This window comes from Bradyrhizobium sp. USDA 4503 (assembly GCF_054055815.1).
The window spans coordinates 5,727,541-5,743,460 of record NZ_JBSRXS010000001.1 but is presented as its reverse complement, the minus strand read 5'-3'; the positions used below and the strand labels follow the sequence as shown (position 1 = coordinate 5,743,460).

The window sequence follows — 15,920 nt, the reverse complement described above, 5'->3', positions numbered from 1 at the left end:
ATGGACGCCAAGACGTTCGATGCCAAGAGCCTGCTCGACACCCTGTTCGACAAGAGCATCCTGTTCAAGACCGGAGTAGACGGGCTTTATGGCCGCTCCGGCGTTTTCGAAGACGTGATCGAGCGCTTTGAGCGGCTCGTGACCAGCATAGGAGCGCCAGACAAGGCAACCCGCATCCACTTCCCGCCGGGCATGAGCCGCGCCACGCTTGAAGGCAGTGGCTATATGAAAAGCTTCCCGCAGCTTGCAGGCTGCGTGCATTCCTTCATGGGCGGCGAGCGCGAGCATGCGCAGCTTCTCGGCATGATGGCTGCGGGAGAGGACTGGACCGAACTGCAGCAGGCGACGAACGTCGTGCTGACGCCAGCCGCCTGCTATCCGCTCTATCCGACCGTTGCCGCGCGCGGTCCGGTGCCCGATGACGGTGTGCTGTTCGAGCTTTCCTCCTATTGCTTCCGTCATGAGCCTTCCAAGGATCCCGCCGCGCATGCAGCTGTTCCGCATGCGCGAATTCGTCCGCATCGGGACGGCCGAGCAGGTGTGCGCCTTCCGCGAAAGCTGGCTGGAGCGCGGCAAGGCGATGATCGAGTCCCTCGACCTGCCATGCGAAGTTGACCTCGCCAACGATCCGTTCTTCGGTCGCGGCGGCAAGATGATGGCCAACAACCAGCGCGACGAGGGACTCAAGTTCGAGCTGCTGATCCCGGTAACCAGTATCGAGAAACCGACGGCCTGCTTGTCCTTCAACTATCATCGCGACCATTTTGGCCAGACCTGGGGCCTCAAATTCGCGGATGGCAGCCTGTGCCACTCGGCCTGCGTCGGCTTCGGGCTGGAGCGCGTGGCGCTCGCGCTGTTCCGCCATCACGGCCCTGACGTCGAGGCATGGCCGGCTTCCGTGCGCGACACGCTTTGGGGCAACTGAAATGCAGAGTGCCATCGCCGGGCTCGATCCGGCCGACTACAAGCCGCACCGGCTACACGATCCGGAGCGGCGATGGCCGCAGACCAACTGCTATATCGATCTTCTGATCGAAGTCATGCATGCGAACGGGAATGACCCGGTCGCTGCGCTCGGCTTCACCGTGGCGCAGGACTTCGAAGGCGACCAGTTCACGTTCTTCAAATTCCCGACGGCCGACCTGCAGCGATTGGCCGGCCTGGATATCCAGGAACTGTCCGTGTTCGATCGTCTGGAGGCGCACGTTCTCAATCAGATCGAGCGCGGGCGGCTGCCGCTGGTCGAGGTCGATGCCTTCTACCTGCCCGACACGAAGGGCATCACCTATCGCAGTGGCCATTCCAAGACGACGATCGGCGTCAACGTGCTCGATCCCGGGCGCCGCCACATGGCCTACTTCCACAACGACGGCTACTTCGCCCTGGACGGCGAGGACTATGACGGCATTTTCGGGCAGCGCAACGGCGCGCCGGCCGGCGGCCTGCCGCTGTTTCCCTATGCCGAGTTCGTCAAGTTCGATACCACGCGCCCCTCGCGCGATCCGGTCAGTGCGGCCACGGAAATCCTCGCGCAGCATCTGCGGCGCAGGCCGAAGCGCAATCCGCTCGATGCCTATGCGGCCGTGTTCGGCGGCCATGCCGAGGCACTGGCCGCCCGGTCACCGGAGTATTTTCACATCTACGCCTTCAACACGTTGCGGCAGGTGGGCGCCAATTTCGAACTCCTCTCCAGTCATCTGGAATGGCTGGGACGGCACGGCGAGACCGGTCTGGCCGAGGCGATCGAAGCCGCCGCGGCAATCGCCGAGGGCGCCAAGGTCATGCAATTCAAGCTCGCCCGCGCCATGGCCCGGCATCGGTTCGATGGGCTCGCGGACGCCATCGGGCCGATGGCCAAGGCCTGGCAAACGGTGATGGACGCTCTGGACAGTCGCATGGCGGATCTCGCCAGCAAGGCAGCGTAGGACCGGCCTGCCGGTCATGGGAATGCATGTGTATGGACGCTTTGGTGTCGACGACCGACACGGCCGAGCCTCTGGACAGCGGCTGGTGCATGGTCGTCTCGCCGGCCGGCGCGTGGGCGTCTCCGGCGGCGATCGACGGCAGCGCCGAATGGCTGGAGGCGGCGTGCCCCGGCACGGCCGCTGCTGCGCTGGAACGGCTTGGCCGCTGGGACCGCAACCATCCCACTCCGCTGCACGACCAGGACGTCTGGTATCGTCGCCGGCTCGATGTCGCCGGCCCGGCCCGTCTCGTATTTGACGGCTTGGCGACGGTTGCAGAGGTCTGGCTCGACGATCGCCTCGTGCTGTCCTCGACCTCGATGTTCGAGCGCCATGATGTGGCCCTGACGCTTGCCGGCGGCGAGCAACTGGCCATCGCATTCCGCAGCCTCGACCGCCATCTGGAAACCCTGAGCGGTCCGCGTGCGCGCTGGCGGCCGCGCATGATCGACGATCAGCGGCTGAGGCTCGTACGGACCACGCTGATCGGCCATATGCCGGGTTGGTCCCCTGGCTTCGACATCGTCGGACCATGGCGACCGATCAAGCTGATCCACGATACCAACGGGCAAGGCGTGCGCGATGTGCAAATGCAGGCCGACCTCGTCGGCACAACAGGGCATCTTTCCATCGCGATCACGCTGATCGAGCCGTTTGATGACGCGCCGGCCACGGTCGCCTGCGCGGGCGCTGTCGCTGCATTGACCTCGGAGACAGCGACGCGGCTGACGGCGAAACTGGATATTGCGAACGTTGCGCCATGGTGGCCGAGCAGCCATGGCGATCCGGCGCTGCACGAGGTTGTCGTCACGCTCGGCTCGATGCGAGTAGCGCTCGGCCGCGTCGGCTTCCGGCATATCGAGATCGATCGCGGCACCGACGGGCGCGACTTTCGGCTGGTCGTCAACGGCGTATCCGTCTTTTGTCGCGGCGCGGTGTGGACGCCGTCCGACCTGGTGCGGCTGCCGTCCTCACGCGAAGAGATCGCGCGCGACCTCGATCTTGCACGACGGGCGGGCGTCAACATGCTCAGGGTCGGCGGCACGTTCGTCTACGAGGGCGACGCGTTTCACGAGCTTTGCGACGAGATGGGCATCCTGGTCTGGCAGGACCTGATGCTCGCCAATTTCGACTATCCGGCGAAGGACGACGCCTGGTGCGCGTCGCTCTCGCGCGAGGTCGAGGACCTGCTCAGGCGGCTCAGGCATTCGCCGTCACTCGCCGTTCTGTGCGGCGGCAGCGAGGTGGCACAGCAAGCGGCGATGATGGGCATGCCGATGTCGATGGATCCGACGCCCTGGTTCGACAGGGTGGTGCGCCCCATCGCCGAAGCGAAGCGTCCCGACCTGGTGCTTGTGACGTCATCGCCATCCGGCGGCAACCTGCCTTTCACGGCCGATGGCGGGCCGATGCATTATTACGGGGTCGGCGCCTATTGCCGCCCGCTGGATGACGCGCGCCGGGCCGAAGTGCGTTTCGCGAGCGAATGCCTTGCCTTTGCCAATGTGCCTGACCAGGCAACGCTGGATGCGCATCTGCCGGTGCCGCCGGTGCACGATCCGCGCTGGAAGGCGGGTGTGCCGCGCGACGTCGGCGCGTCGTGGGACTTCGAGGATGTGCGCGAGCACTATCTGGAAACGCTTTTTTCCGTCGACGCGCGCCGGCTGCGCATCGAAAATACCAGACGCTATCTCGAACTCTCCCGTGCGGTGACGACCGAGGTGGTGGAGCGCACCATCGACGAATGGCGCAGACCCTGTTCGCCGACGGCCGGAGCGCTGTTGTTCTTCTGGAAGGACTTGCGGCCGGGCGCGGGTTGGGGCGTGGTCGATTCGACCGGCCGGCCGAAGCCCGTCTGGCACGGGCTGAGGCGCGCATTTGCCCCGCTACGGCTGATCCTGAGCGACGAGGGCGTCAACGGGCTGACCGTCCATGCCGTCAACGATACCGCGAAGACCGTTCGGGCGACATTATCGCTGACCTGTCTGCGGGACGGCGTCACGCCGGTGGTGTCAGCGCGCCAACCGATCAGCGTGCCGGCGCACGGCGGCCTGTCGCTTTCGGCCTTCTCGGTACTCGGCGCCTTTTTCGATATTTCCTACGCCTATCGCTTCGGGCCGCCCGGACATGAAGTCACCGTTGCAAGGCTGGAAGGCGACGACGGGAAGGTCTTTGCCGAGGCCTTCCATGTGCTGCCGGGTGTCATGACCGCGCAGCGCGACGTGGGCCTGACTGTGAGTTTGGTGCGTCGGAAGGACGTGTGGCGGCTGCGGCTGGCCTGCAAACGCGCGGCCTACCACGTCTCCATCCAGGACGATCGGTTCGTTCCAACGGAGAACAATTTCCACCTGATGCCGGGCATCGAGCGGGAGGTCGGCCTTGACGGTCCGCCCCTGGCGACGCCTGGCGGCGCGGTGACGGCGCTCAATGCCGATCGCGACGCGAGCTACGAGGTGCCGAGAGCGCAAGAATTGGAAGTCGTGCGGACCAAGGAGTCCGCCGGGAGCATGACATGAAACCAGTTGTCTTTGCCGACACCATCGGCTGGCTGAACGTAGCGAAGGGGCGGCGGGGCGTTGTCATCGCCGGCGCACATGGTCATGAGGATCTATGCAGTCGCCGATTCCTGAAGCTGTTGTCCGACAGGGCGGCCGCCGCGGGCCTGCCTGTCCTGCTGTTTGACTATCCCGGCTGTGGCGACGCTGCCGGCGACCATTCGGCGCCGGGCCGGGTGATGGCCTGGACCGCAAGCATCGGCGCGGCGATCGACCGGTTGAAGCGGGATTGCGGCGTGGAGGATGTCATCCTCGCCGGCTTCCGTCTCGGCGCGCTGCTGGCCCCGCTCGCTGCGGCAGGGCGGGACGATGTGGCAGGCCTTGCGCTGCTTGCGCCACCGAGTTCCGGCAAAGCCTATGTGCGCGAAATCACCGCGATGTCGCGCGTGATCGATGGATCGCTCGCCAAGAGCGCCGCAAGCGACGCGACGTTCGCCGAGGGACGCGAGGCCGTCGGCTTCCGGCTTTCGCATGAGACGCTCGCCGATCTGTCGAGGCTGGATTGGCGGCGGGCCGTCGCGGCCCTTCCGCCCCTGCCGATGCTTTTGATCGCGAACGGAAAGCCGTTGGCAGGCTCTGAAATCCGCGACGGTCGAACTTCTTTCGAAGGCGCGACAATCGCGGAGTTCAAGGACCATCACCTGCTCATGTGCGACCCGACCGCGAACCGGATCCCGGCCGACGTTGTCGATTGCTGGGCGGATTGGTTGTCCGACCGGGCCGTCGCCGGCGTAGCTCAGGGCGTCGAGTCCCTGACCGGCCGCGAGCTTTTGGAGGGATCGCACTACACGGAAGAGCCGGTTGTGATCAGGCAGGCGCCATTGATCTGTGGCGTGCTGACCCGGCCACGTGACGGCCATGCTGCGGCCGATCCGGTCATCTTCCTCAACTCCGGCGGCGTGCCGCATGTCGGTTGGGCGCGCGGCACGGTCGAGGCGGCGCGCGAGCTTGCCGCCGCCGGCGTGGCGTCGCTACGCATTGACCTGCCGGGCCTCGGCTTGAGCGACGATGCCGGGAGCAATCGTCTGTTCCTCTATGATTCCCGCACCCGCTTCGACGTCGGCGCGGCGATTGACTGGATGCAGCGGGCGGGCTTTGCCAAAGTCGAGCTTGTGGGCATATGCTCGGGCGCCTTCCAGGCCTTTCACACTGCGCGCGCGGACCGCCGCGTCCGCGCCCTGACCATGATCAACCCGCTCTGCTTTGCCTGGAACAGTTCCTACGCGCTGGAGCTTACGGCCTGGAAAGCATACGAAGCCTCCAAGGCGAATCGCGGAAGCCAGCCGCAGGTCGGGCCGGAGGAGGGGTCTGCGATGACGACCAAGTCCGCCTGGAAGCTGTCAGTGTCAGATAGCGCCAGGCGGCTGGTGCGGCGCGGATTGGAAGCCGTCAAGTCGACGCTGTCGGCGATGCATCCGTCCGCCTTGCTTGGTCGTAACCGCGTCGAGCGCTGGATGCGCGAGCTTTGTAGCCGCGGCGTGCGCGTCCTCATGGTCACCTCGGACGGCGATCTCAGCCTGCAGGAGATCGCACGGCATTTCGGTCAGGACGGCAAACGGCTCACAAGTATACCTGGAGTGACGCGGTTGACGCTGCCGAACGCCGACCATTCGCTGACGCCTCGTCATGCGCGGCGCGCTGTCGTCGCGCGCCTGATCGACCACCGCGGCGGCGGCAGGCGCGGAGGATCGAGCCGTCCCGATGCCGTGCGGGTCACGGTGCAGCATGCCGAGGTGAAGCCTAAATCGATGGCGCTGTCATAAAACGGTTTGGCCGCTCCAGCGACGAAGATCAACGCGGCACCGGATCATGTTTTTCGGCGGCGTCGCGTGCCGCAAAGACCTTGTCGATCAATCCCCATTCGAGCGCCTGCTGCGCGGACATGAAGTGATCCCGATCCAGGGTCCGTTCCACGTCGGCTTCGGTGCGCCCGCAGTGCTGCGCATAGAGTCGGATGATGCGCCGCTTGGTCTCCTGCATCTCGGTGGCATGGATCAGGATGTCGGACGCCTGGCCCTGGAAGCCACCGAGCGGCTGATGCACGTGGAGGCTCGCATTCGGCAGCGCGGCGCGGTGACCGGGCTCGCCGGCCATCAAAAGGAACGACCCCATCGAGCGCGCCGTGCCCATGCACAGCGTGTGCACCGGCGCCTTGATGAACTGCATGGTGTCGTACATCGCAAGCCCGCTGGTGATCACGCCGCCATAGGAGTTGATGTAGAGGTTGATCGGCTTGTTGGGGTTGTCGGCTTCGAGGAACAGCAGCTGCGCGCAGACCAGGCCGGACATCGCATCATTGACCTCGCCGTTCAGGAAGATGATGCGCTCGCGCAGCAGCCTGGAATAGATGTCGAAGGAACGTTCGCCGCGGCTCGACTGTTCAACGACCATAGGGACGAGTTGCATCATGTCGCGCATCGGCGACCTCCATTGCTGCAGGTGATGAAGTTTCAGCGGGTGACGAGGTTTGTGATCAGGCCGCGCGCATCAGGCAGCGGTTGTTGCTGTTGGCCGGTTGCGGCTGCTTTCCTCTGATGTCGCAGGCTTGCTGGATGATGCGAAAGCGGGTGCCGCCGGCCTCGTTCGGCTCGATCCGGAAGGTGACATGGCTTTCGCGAAACGGCGGCTCGGACTCGCGCAGCCGGAAGCGCACCTCTTCGCCAGCGATCGATGACAGGGGTTCAGCGTCCGCGAGATCGCAATCCGGGAGCCAGCGTTCGCGCAGAGCCGGAATGGTCACCGCGCGCCATACTTTTTCAGGCGGTGCATCGAGCTCGTATTCGAGCATCAGGTCGGCGTCGGCATGATCAGGCTCAACTGTGTCGCTCATTGATCCATGTCCTTCAGCAGATCGGAGAGCGCTTCGATGCGCTTCGGCCAATAGGCGCGGTAGCGGGCAAGCCAGGTCCCGATGCTGGCGATGCCGTCCGGGTCGACCTCATAATTCACGAAGCGGCCCTGTCGCTGCTCGCGCACCAGCCCTGCCGCGCGCAGCACCGCCAGATGCTGCGACATCGCCGGTTGGCTGATCTCAAGTCCGTCGCGCAAGGCGCTGGCGTTCAGGCTGCCGCCGGCCAGCTTCTCAAAGACCTTGCGGCGGGTCGGATCGGCCAGCGCCTTGAAGATGTCGGTGTCGACCATGACGACACATAAGCATACACTTATGTGTCGTGCAAGCCCGAACCTTGCTCGCGCCGTACTTCGTGACGTCGCGGCGCTCGGGTCCTTTGCATGGGGTTGTTTTACAAATTCGCCCTCGCGGTGGCCGGTGTCGTCGTCCTGGCCCCGTGAGTCCGGCTGCCACCGCCGCCTCGGCTACTTACTGCAGCGCCTCGCCATGCTGGGAGATGTCGAGACCTTCGAGCTCCTGCTGCATCGAGACGCGCAGCGGGACGAAGGCGCTGACCAGCTTGAGCAGCACGAAGGTGACGCCGCCGCACCAGACAAAGGTGACCGCGACGCCGTAGAGCTGGATCAGCAGCTGCTTCGGATTGCCCTCGAGCAGGCCGGACGTGCCGCCGATCGCCGAGGCCGCGAACACGCCGGCAAGCAGCGTGCCGGTCAGGCCGCCGATGCCGTGCACGCCGAACACGTCGAGCGAGTCGTCATACTTGAAGCGATGCTTCAGCCAGGTGCAGGCCCAGAAGCAGACCAGGCCGGCAATGATGCCGATGACGACGCCGTGCCACGGCGCGACGAAGCCGGATGCCGGGGTGATGGTGCCGAGTCCCGCGACCGCACCCGAGATCATGCCGAGCACCGACGGCTTGCGGCGCGTCGCCCATTCGATCGCGCCCCAGGTCAGCGCGCCGGCGCAGGCCGCAAGATGGGTGGCGGTGATCGCCATCACCGCGCGCGAATTGGCCGCGAGCGCCGAACCGCCGTTGAAGCCGAACCAGCCGACCCAGAGCAGGCCGGTGCCGACCACCGCGAGCGACAGATCGAACGGCGAAAGATTGTCATGGCCATAGCCGTGGCGGTTGCCCATCACCTTGGCCGCGACCAGGCCGCTGATGCCGGCGGAGAGATGCACCACAAGACCGCCGGCGAAATCCAGCACGCCCGTTGCAGCGAGGAAGCCGCCGCCCCACACCCAATGCGCCAGCGGCACATAGGCGAAGATGAACCAGCCGATCGAGAACAGCACATAGGCGGAGAACCGCATGCGGTCGGCGACCGAGCCTGCGACCAGCGCCACCGTGATGATCGCGAACGTCATCTGGTACAGCATGAACAGCGCTTCGGGGATGGTCTTCGCCGCCGGATTGATGCTGTCCATGGTGATGCCGGTCAGGAACCAGCGATCGAGCGAGCCGAGCCAAGGACCGTCGCCGACGAAGCTCAGCGAATAGCCGAAGGTGACCCAGAGGATCGAGACGAGCGCAACGGCGGTGAGGCTCTGCGCCATCGTCGCCAGCACGTTCTTCTTGCGCACCATGCCGGAGTAAAACAGCGCCAGTCCGGGGATCGTCATCATCAGCACCAGCGCGGTGGCGACGATCATCCAGGCGGTGTCGGCGGCGTTGACGCCGGCGCTGGATGCCGAGTCTTGCGCGAAGGCCGGCGTGGCTTGCGCGAACAGGATTGCGGCAGTGATCGGCGCAGCTGATATCGCTGCACGAAGAGCTCGTGCCCCCATCATCATTCCCCGGCGGTCGTCGTTTCTTGGTGTGCGGTTGTGGCGTGCGCCGGCGTCGTTGCCGGCGATGATCTCGATCGTTTTGTTTGGGCATGATCTCCGCGCAAACGCTTTCCGCGTTTGTCGCGAGGGATCAGGCTCCAGGGTTCAGAGCGCGTCGTTGTCGGTCTCGCCGGTGCGGATGCGCAGCGCATGATCGATCGGCGTCACGAAGATCTTGCCGTCGCCGATCTGGCCGGTGCGGGCGTGCTCGGTGATGACGCTGACCGCCTTGTCGGCGAGCTCGGTATCGACGGCGATCTCGATCCGAAGCTTGGGCAGGAAGTTCACGACATATTCGGCGCCGCGATAGATCTCGGTGTGGCCCTTCTGGCGGCCATAGCCCTTCACCTCGGTCACCGTCATGCCGTGGACGCCGATCGCGGTCAGCGCTTGGCGCACCTCATCGAGCTTGAACGGTTTGATGATCGCGACGACGAGTTTCATGGTTCAGGCCTTCATTCCCTTGAGGTTTTCCGTGTGCGCCCGTCCCGGAGCGGCACTTGCCGTCCCGCGAGCCGGCACCTGCTGCCTCCCGGAGCGGCAATTTGCCATCCCCGAGCGGCACTTCGCGTTCGCCAAATCTGGCAGCTTTCTGGGCAAATGGCATAAAAAACTTGCAGGTTGAAGCGGAAAACATGCGCAGCGCGTGTGCTCCCTCACTGTACGGAATGGAAACGCTCGGCCACAATGTGGCTTTCCCGCCCCGGCCAGCGCTCTTGCTGGTTCGTTTCGCCTATCGCGTGTCCCTGTGCGCGCGCCCCGAGGAAACAAGAAATGTCGAACCGAAACTGGTTTTATGCATCCGAAGGCCAGCAAAAGGGCCCCCTGCCTGAAACCCAGCTCCGCGACCTGATCACCCGGGGCACGGTGGGGGCCGACACCCTGGTGTGGACCGAGGGCATGGCCGGCTGGCAGAAGGCCGGGGAGATTCCGGGCCTCGTCCCGAGCGCCGGCGCGCCGCCGGTATTTCCGCAAGCCGGCGGACCGCCGCCGGTGGTGGCGTCCGGAAGCTATAGCGGCGGCACGCTGTCCGCCGACTTCCCGATCTGGGGCCTGTTCGGCCGCAGCCTCCTGATGTTCATCGGCCAGATTCTCGTCATCCCGGCGCCGTGGACCGCGACCGGCCTGTACCGCTTTGCGATCCCCTATATCCGCGTGCCGGGCCGGCCGCATTTCGCCTTCACCGGGCAGCCGCTCGACATCTGGTGGGTCTTCATCGTGCTCGGCCTTCTGACCTATGCCGGCGTGGCCGACAGCAACATCGTGACGCTGCTCTCGCTGCTGTTGCAGGGCTTCCTGAGCTGGATGATCGTGCGCTGGATCATCGGCCATCTCAGCTCGAGCGGCCAGGACCTGCCGATCTCGTTCAAGGGCAGCCCGGTCGCCTATGTCGGCTGGTACGTGGCGATGGTGGTCTCGGCCATCACCATCATCGGCTGGGCCTGGGTGCTGACCGCCTGGATGCGCTGGATCTGCCGCAACATCGACGGCACGCGCCGCGAGGTCAGCTTCAATGCGTCCGGCATCGAGGTGCTGTGGCGAACCATCGTGTTCACCATCGCCTGCGGCTTCCTGATCCCGATTCCGTGGGTGCTGCGCTGGTACGGCAACTGGTTCGTCTCCCAATTCGCGCTGACCGAGCGCGGCGCCTACGCCGGCCAGTAAGCGCGATCTCATCGTGCCCACCGGCTCCGTTCGAGCGTGAGCGCTACGCCTTTCGCTCGCGCACCGATCCTTCCTGCGCGACGGACGCCACCAGCGTGCCGTCGGGCTTGAAGATCAGGCCGCGTGTCAGGCCGCGGCCCGACTGTGCGCTCGGCGAATCCTGCGCGTAGAGCAGCCATTCGTCGGCGCGGAACGGGCGGTGAAACCACATCGCGTGATCGAGGCTCGCAGGCATCATGCGCTTGTCGAACAGCGTGCGGCCGTAGCGCGCCATCACGGCATCGAGCAGCGAGAAATCCGATGCATAGGCGAGCGCGCACAGATGCAGCGCGGGATCGTCGGGCAGCTTGGCGGCGGTGCGGATCCAGACATGGATGCGGCCGTCGTCGATCTTCTGGCCGAAATAACGGCCGAGCTCGACCGGGCGCAGCTCGATCGGCCGGTCGCTCTCGTAATAGCGGCGGATGAACTCCGGCATCTCCTTGAACATCGGCTGCTTCGACACTTCCTCCGCGGTCAGCTTCTCCGGCGGCGGCACGTCGGGCATCTTCTCCTGATGATTGAAGTTGCTCTCCTCCTCGGCATGGAACGACACCATGATGGAGAAGATCGCGTTGCCGTGCTGGATCGCGGTGACGCGGCGGGTGGTGTAGCTCTTGCCGTCGCGCAGCCGCTCGACCTGGTAGATGATCGGGATCTGCGGATCGCCGGGCAGGATGAAGTAGCAATGGATCGAGTGCGGCAGGCGGCCCTCGACGGTGCGGCAGGCCGCCACCATCGCCTGGCCGATCACCTGGCCGCCGAACACGCGCTGCCAGCTCGTTTTCGGGCTGTTGCCGCGAAACAAATTCACTTCGAGCTGCTCGAGATCGAGGATGGACAGCAGGTCGATCAGGCTCTTGGACATCGGCGGCTTTCGGTTTGACTTGAACGGTCATTCCGGGGCACGGGCAAGCGTGAACCCGGAATCTCGAGATTCCGGGTTCGATGCTGACGCATCGCCCCGGAATGACGTCCGTTAGGTTCGTGACCTTGTTTCTGGCCCCTGTTTCGCCCAGCTATTATCAGGTAGCAAGCATAGTCTGAGAGCGTGAGGCGCGTAAGGGAAGGGCAATGCCGGCACAGCGAAGTATTGTCATCTGCGGGGGCGCATTTGCAGGGTTGGCGCTGGCCGTGGCGCTGCGCCAGGGGCTTGGGCCCGACATCCCGGTCATCGTGGCCGATCCGGCGCTGAGCCAGCGCCCGAGCCGCGATCCGCGCGCGACCGCGATCGTGGCGGCCTGCCGGCGGCTGTTCGAGACCCTCGGCGTCTGGGGCCAGGTGGCGCCGACGGCGCAGCCGATCACGGATATGGTCGTGACCGACTCCAAGCTGGAGGACGCGACGCGCCCGGTATTCCTGACCTTCGCCGGCAATGTCGCGCCCGGCGAGCCGTTCGCCCATATGGTCGAGAACCGCTATTTGATCGATGCGCTCGCGAGCCGTGCCGAAGCCGAGGGCGTCGAGCTGCGCGCCGCCGCGGTGTCGAGCTTCGCGTCGCGGCCCGACGGCGTCAGCGTTACGCTGGCCGACGGCACCGTGATCGATGCGAGCCTGCTGGTTGCCGCCGACGGCGCCCGCTCGAAGCTGCGCGAGCGCGCCGGGATTGCGACCCATGGCTGGGACTACGACCAGTCCGGCATCGTGGTCACGGTCGGGCACGAGCGCGAACATCACGGCCGCGCCGAGGAGCATTTCCTGCCCGCCGGGCCGTTCGCGATCCTGCCGCTGACCGGTAATCGCTCGTCGCTGGTGTGGACCGAGACGCGCAACGATGCCGCGCGCATTGTCGCCTTGAACGAAGAGCAATTCCACGCCGAGCTCGAGCAGCGCTTCGGTCTGCATCTCGGCGAGATCAAGCCGCTCGACAAGCCGCGCGCCTTCCCGCTCGGCTATTTCGTCGCGCGCTCGTTCATCGCCGAACGGCTGGCGCTGATCGGCGACGCCGCGCATGTGATCCATCCGATCGCGGGGCAGGGGCTCAACATGGGCCTGAAGGATGTCGCTGCGCTCGCCGAGGTCGTGGTCGATGCGGCGCGGCTCGGCATGGACCTCGGCCAGGCCGACGTGCTCGAGCGCTACCAGCGCTGGCGCCGCTTCGATACGATGGCGATGGGCGTCGCCACCAACTCGCTGAACTTCCTGTTCTCCAACGAATCGACGCTGCTGCGCACCGTGCGCGACATTGGCCTCGGGCTCGTCGATCGCGCGCCGCCGCTGAAGGAGATGTTCATCCGCCAGGCGGCGGGACTGTCAGGCGAGGTGCCGCGGCTGCTGAAGGGCGAGGCGCTTTAGCCCTCGTAGCCCGGATGAAGCGAAGCGAAATCCGGGGCCGGCCTTTCAGCGGTGCGACTTCCCCGGATTTCGCTGCGCTCCATCCGGGCTGCGCGCTGACATCAATCGATCTTCCTCGCCTCTTCCGGCAGCATGATCGGAATGCCGTCGCGGATCGGATAGGCGAGCTTGGCGGAGCGCGAGATCAGCTCCTGCCGCGCGGCGTCGAATTCCAGCGGCCCCTTGGTGATCGGGCACACCAGGATTTCGAGCAGTTTTGGGTCGGCAGTGCTCTCGAGATGGTCGGTCGTGGAATTCATGGGAGTCTCCGGCTCGCCGTGATGTAGCACATCCAAATAAGCGCTGTCAGCGCTTGGCCATCCGCAGCAGTTCATCGATCGCGGCCTGCTGACGCGGCTTCGGCAGCGCCTGCTCGGACAGCGCGTAGCCGATGAACGCCCAGTAGAAGATCTGCGCGCGGCCGCGCGCCACGTCGTCCGGGAATCCGGCCTGCCGCAGCAGGGTTTCGATATAGCCGACCCGGCGCTGGTCGACCTCGAGCACGGCGGCGCGCGCCACGGCATCGGCGGTGGCCCAGCTGCGCACCGCGCGTTCCAGCGCCAGCCGCGCCGAGAAGGCACGGCGCAGCAACAGCGCCAGCGCGTCGCCGCCTTCCGGAATGGTCTCGAGCTCCGCGATCACCTGCTCGGCCGCGACCTCGCGCCAATGGGTCAGGACCGCGGCGCGGTAGGCGCCGATGTCGGCGAAATGCCAGTAGAAGCTGCCGCGCGAGACGCCCATGGCCTTGGCCAGCGGCTCGGCCTTGAGCGCCGTGAAGCCGCGCCGCGCCAGCGTCTTCAGGCCCTGATCGAGCCAGTCCTTGACCGAGAGCTGATCCGTCATGGTTCCCCGTCCCGCCACCACCATACACAGGTGTATTGACAGGCGCCAGCGGGCGGTGTCATATCCATACAGTAGTGTATGGAGGCATCGCGATGCGTGATCTTCTGCTGCAGGGCGCAGGCGTCGTCGCCATTCTGGTCAGCCTGATCCATGGCGTGCTCGGCGAGACCCGGATATTCGCGCGCGCCACCGTCGAGCCGCCGCGGCTGCGGCTCTTGCTTCGCCTGGTCTATCAGGCCGGCACCATTGCCTGGATCGGCGGCGGTGTGCTGCTGATCGCCGCGCCTGCGATGGCCTCCGATGCCGCGCGGCACTGGATCGTGGCGACGCTCGGCGTCGTGTTCGGCATCGCGGCGCTCGCCAACGCGGTGGCGACCCGCGGCCGCCACTTCGGCTGGATGGCGATGAGCGCCGTCGTGGCGCTCGCCGCCGCCGGCTATTAGCGAGGGCGACCATGACGACTGATCGCATCAGCCTCAGCATCGCCGATGGCGTCGCGGACGTCAGGCTCAACCGCCCCGACAAGCTCAATGCGCTCGATCCGGCGATGTTCGCCGCGATCGCCGAGATCGGTGCGCAGCTTGCGGACAACCGCAAGCTCCGCGCTGTGGTGCTCTCGGGCGAAGGGCAGGCCTTCTGCGCAGGCCTCGACATGGAGCGGCTGGTCGCAACGACGGAGGGCGAGTCCATCCTGCCCTTTGCCGATCTCGGCCGGCGGACCCACGGCATTGCCAACTTTGCGCAGCATCTGGTGTGGCTCTGGCGCGAGTTGCCGGTGCCGGTCATCGCTGCCGTCCACGGCATCGCCTTCGGCGGCGGCTTTCAGCTGATGCTTGGTGCCGACATCAGATATCTCGCACCCGGCACGCGCCTTGCGATCATCGAAGCCAAATGGGGGTTGGTGCCCGACATGGCCGGCACGCAGCTGATGCGTCATCTCGCGCGCGAGGATGTGGTCCGTGAACTCACCTACACCGCGCGCATCTTCTCCGCGGAGGATGCGCTTGGTCATGGCTTCGCCACCCGCATCGTCGAACAGCCGCGCGAGGCCGCGCTGGAGACGGCGCGCGCGATCGCGGACCGCAGCCCGGATGCGATCCGCGCGGCCAAGCGGCTGCTCAATCTTGCAGCCGATCGCGATGCGGCGACCGGACTCGCGGCCGAAACGGCCGAACAGGCGCTTCTGCTCGGCTCGCCCAATCACATCGAGGCCGTCAGAGCGAATCTCGAACGGCGACCCCCGCAATGGAGTTTTACATGACGACTGGCCCGGGCTTCGATCTCGAACGTCTCGTTGCGACCAATGCGTCGGCGGCCTTCAATCGGCTTGCCGGCTTTGAGATCGTCTCCACCGGCACCGGCACGGTGGAACTGCGGATGCCCTGGCGCGACGATCTCACCCAATATGCGGGTCACCTCCATGCCGGCGTGATCGCGGCGCTGCTCGACACCGCCTGCGGCTTTGCCGCGGCGTCGATCGCAGGTTCCGTCACGGCATCGCATTTCTCGATGAATTGCCTGAAGCCCGCGCTGGGCCGCTGCTTCATCGCCAGAGGAACCACATTGCGTGCCGGACGCAGGCAGGTCTTCGCGCGCGCGGAACTTTTTGCGGAGAACGAGCAAGGTGAGACCTCGCTGGTTGCAACCAGTGAAACCGTGCTCGTTCCGCTGCCAGGCTGAGCCGCGCGGATCGCGCATGACTGTGAAATTTATGGAGCCATCAATTTCGGTGCGGAATCGGCTTACGCGCGGATAACCATGCCACTGAAAGTTGCAGAATATTATCGAGAAGACAATTCAATCAGCCTAGCCTGTGCGCACGGACAACCATGGACCGAC

At 65.7% G+C, this 15,920-nt stretch carries 16 protein-coding genes and 1 pseudogene; 9 read left to right on the top strand and 8 right to left on the bottom strand.

Features of this window, described 5'->3' with window-relative positions:
- The 4 genes and pseudogenes from ACVMIH_RS27400 (at position 1) to ACVMIH_RS27385 (ending at position 6,282) form a co-directional block, all read left to right on the top strand.
- Positions 1-925 (top strand): annotated as a pseudogene (locus tag ACVMIH_RS27400) (amino acid--[acyl-carrier-protein] ligase).
- Between the two features lies 1 nt (position 926).
- The gene (locus ACVMIH_RS27395) at positions 927-1,925 is read left to right on the top strand and encodes a DUF1839 family protein (protein ID WP_456866566.1); all 999 of its coding nucleotides are present in this window, start codon (positions 927-929) and stop codon (positions 1,923-1,925) included.
- 26 nt (positions 1,926-1,951) lie between these two features.
- Entirely contained in the window at positions 1,952-4,480 is a 2,529-nt protein-coding gene (locus ACVMIH_RS27390; RefSeq protein WP_456866564.1) for a glycoside hydrolase family 2 protein, read from the top strand.
- On the top strand, positions 4,477-6,282 hold the full coding sequence (locus ACVMIH_RS27385; RefSeq protein ID WP_456864093.1) for an alpha/beta fold hydrolase: 1,806 nt from the start codon (positions 4,477-4,479) through the stop codon (positions 6,280-6,282). Before ACVMIH_RS27390 ends, ACVMIH_RS27385 begins: the two co-directional genes overlap by 4 nt.
- Positions 6,283-6,310: 28 nt before the next feature.
- Here ACVMIH_RS27385 and ACVMIH_RS27380 read toward each other — a convergent pair whose 3' ends face one another.
- From ACVMIH_RS27380 to ACVMIH_RS27360, 5 genes are all read right to left on the bottom strand, one after another.
- On the bottom strand, positions 6,311-6,937 hold the full coding sequence (locus tag ACVMIH_RS27380; RefSeq protein ID WP_316395421.1) for an ATP-dependent Clp protease proteolytic subunit: 627 nt from the start codon (positions 6,935-6,937) through the stop codon (positions 6,311-6,313).
- Between the two features lie 55 nt (positions 6,938-6,992).
- Positions 6,993-7,349 carry an SRPBCC family protein gene (locus tag ACVMIH_RS27375; RefSeq protein WP_456864090.1) on the bottom strand — a complete coding sequence of 119 codons (357 nt, stop codon included), beginning with the start codon at positions 7,347-7,349 and terminating at the stop codon, positions 6,993-6,995.
- Entirely contained in the window at positions 7,346-7,660 is a 315-nt protein-coding gene (locus ACVMIH_RS27370; protein ID WP_016841428.1) for an ArsR/SmtB family transcription factor, read from the bottom strand. The genes ACVMIH_RS27375 and ACVMIH_RS27370 overlap by 4 nt, the downstream gene beginning before the upstream one ends.
- Before the next feature lie 178 nt (positions 7,661-7,838).
- Complete coding sequence (locus ACVMIH_RS27365) at positions 7,839-9,158, bottom strand: ammonium transporter (RefSeq protein WP_253588405.1); 1,320 nt, start codon at positions 9,156-9,158, stop codon at positions 7,839-7,841.
- A gap of 147 nt (positions 9,159-9,305) precedes the next feature.
- On the bottom strand, positions 9,306-9,644 hold the full coding sequence (locus ACVMIH_RS27360; protein WP_028335836.1) for a P-II family nitrogen regulator: 339 nt from the start codon (positions 9,642-9,644) through the stop codon (positions 9,306-9,308).
- Between the two features lie 330 nt (positions 9,645-9,974).
- Here ACVMIH_RS27360 and ACVMIH_RS27355 point away from each other — a divergent pair, with 330 nt between their 5' ends.
- Complete coding sequence (locus ACVMIH_RS27355) at positions 9,975-10,865, top strand: DUF4339 domain-containing protein (RefSeq protein ID WP_316395419.1); 891 nt, start codon at positions 9,975-9,977, stop codon at positions 10,863-10,865.
- A 43-nt stretch (positions 10,866-10,908) separates the two neighbouring features.
- On the opposite strand, the gene tesB is transcribed toward ACVMIH_RS27355, so the two are convergent.
- The gene (tesB, locus tag ACVMIH_RS27350) at positions 10,909-11,772 is read right to left on the bottom strand and encodes an acyl-CoA thioesterase II (RefSeq protein WP_016841424.1); all 864 of its coding nucleotides are present in this window, start codon (positions 11,770-11,772) and stop codon (positions 10,909-10,911) included.
- A 206-nt stretch (positions 11,773-11,978) separates the two neighbouring features.
- Here tesB and ACVMIH_RS27345 point away from each other — a divergent pair, with 206 nt between their 5' ends.
- On the top strand, positions 11,979-13,199 hold the full coding sequence (locus ACVMIH_RS27345; protein ID WP_076833641.1) for a ubiquinone biosynthesis hydroxylase: 1,221 nt from the start codon (positions 11,979-11,981) through the stop codon (positions 13,197-13,199).
- A gap of 101 nt (positions 13,200-13,300) precedes the next feature.
- Here the strand turns inward: ACVMIH_RS27345 and ACVMIH_RS27340 are convergent, their stop codons facing one another.
- Together ACVMIH_RS27340 and ACVMIH_RS27335 are read right to left on the bottom strand one after the other, a co-directional pair.
- Positions 13,301-13,498 carry a Trm112 family protein gene (locus tag ACVMIH_RS27340; RefSeq protein ID WP_018269337.1) on the bottom strand — a complete coding sequence of 66 codons (198 nt, stop codon included), beginning with the start codon at positions 13,496-13,498 and terminating at the stop codon, positions 13,301-13,303.
- A gap of 46 nt (positions 13,499-13,544) precedes the next feature.
- Positions 13,545-14,081, bottom strand: a complete 537-nt coding sequence (locus tag ACVMIH_RS27335) for a TetR/AcrR family transcriptional regulator (RefSeq protein ID WP_456864087.1) — start codon at positions 14,079-14,081, stop codon at positions 13,545-13,547.
- 92 nt (positions 14,082-14,173) lie between these two features.
- On the opposite strand from ACVMIH_RS27335, the gene ACVMIH_RS27330 reads away from it, so the two are divergent.
- From ACVMIH_RS27330 to ACVMIH_RS27320, 3 genes are read left to right on the top strand one after another with little or no spacing between them, the layout of a single operon-like run.
- Entirely contained in the window at positions 14,174-14,524 is a 351-nt protein-coding gene (locus ACVMIH_RS27330; RefSeq protein ID WP_253588408.1) for a hypothetical protein, read from the top strand.
- Positions 14,525-14,535: 11 nt separating this feature from the next.
- Positions 14,536-15,342 carry a crotonase/enoyl-CoA hydratase family protein gene (locus tag ACVMIH_RS27325; RefSeq protein ID WP_456864084.1) on the top strand — a complete coding sequence of 269 codons (807 nt, stop codon included), beginning with the start codon at positions 14,536-14,538 and terminating at the stop codon, positions 15,340-15,342.
- A complete protein-coding gene (locus tag ACVMIH_RS27320) occupies positions 15,339-15,761 on the top strand; it encodes a PaaI family thioesterase (RefSeq protein ID WP_456783071.1) in 423 nt (140 codons plus the stop codon). Before ACVMIH_RS27325 ends, ACVMIH_RS27320 begins: the two co-directional genes overlap by 4 nt.
- The last annotated feature ends 159 nt before the right edge of the window (positions 15,762-15,920 follow it).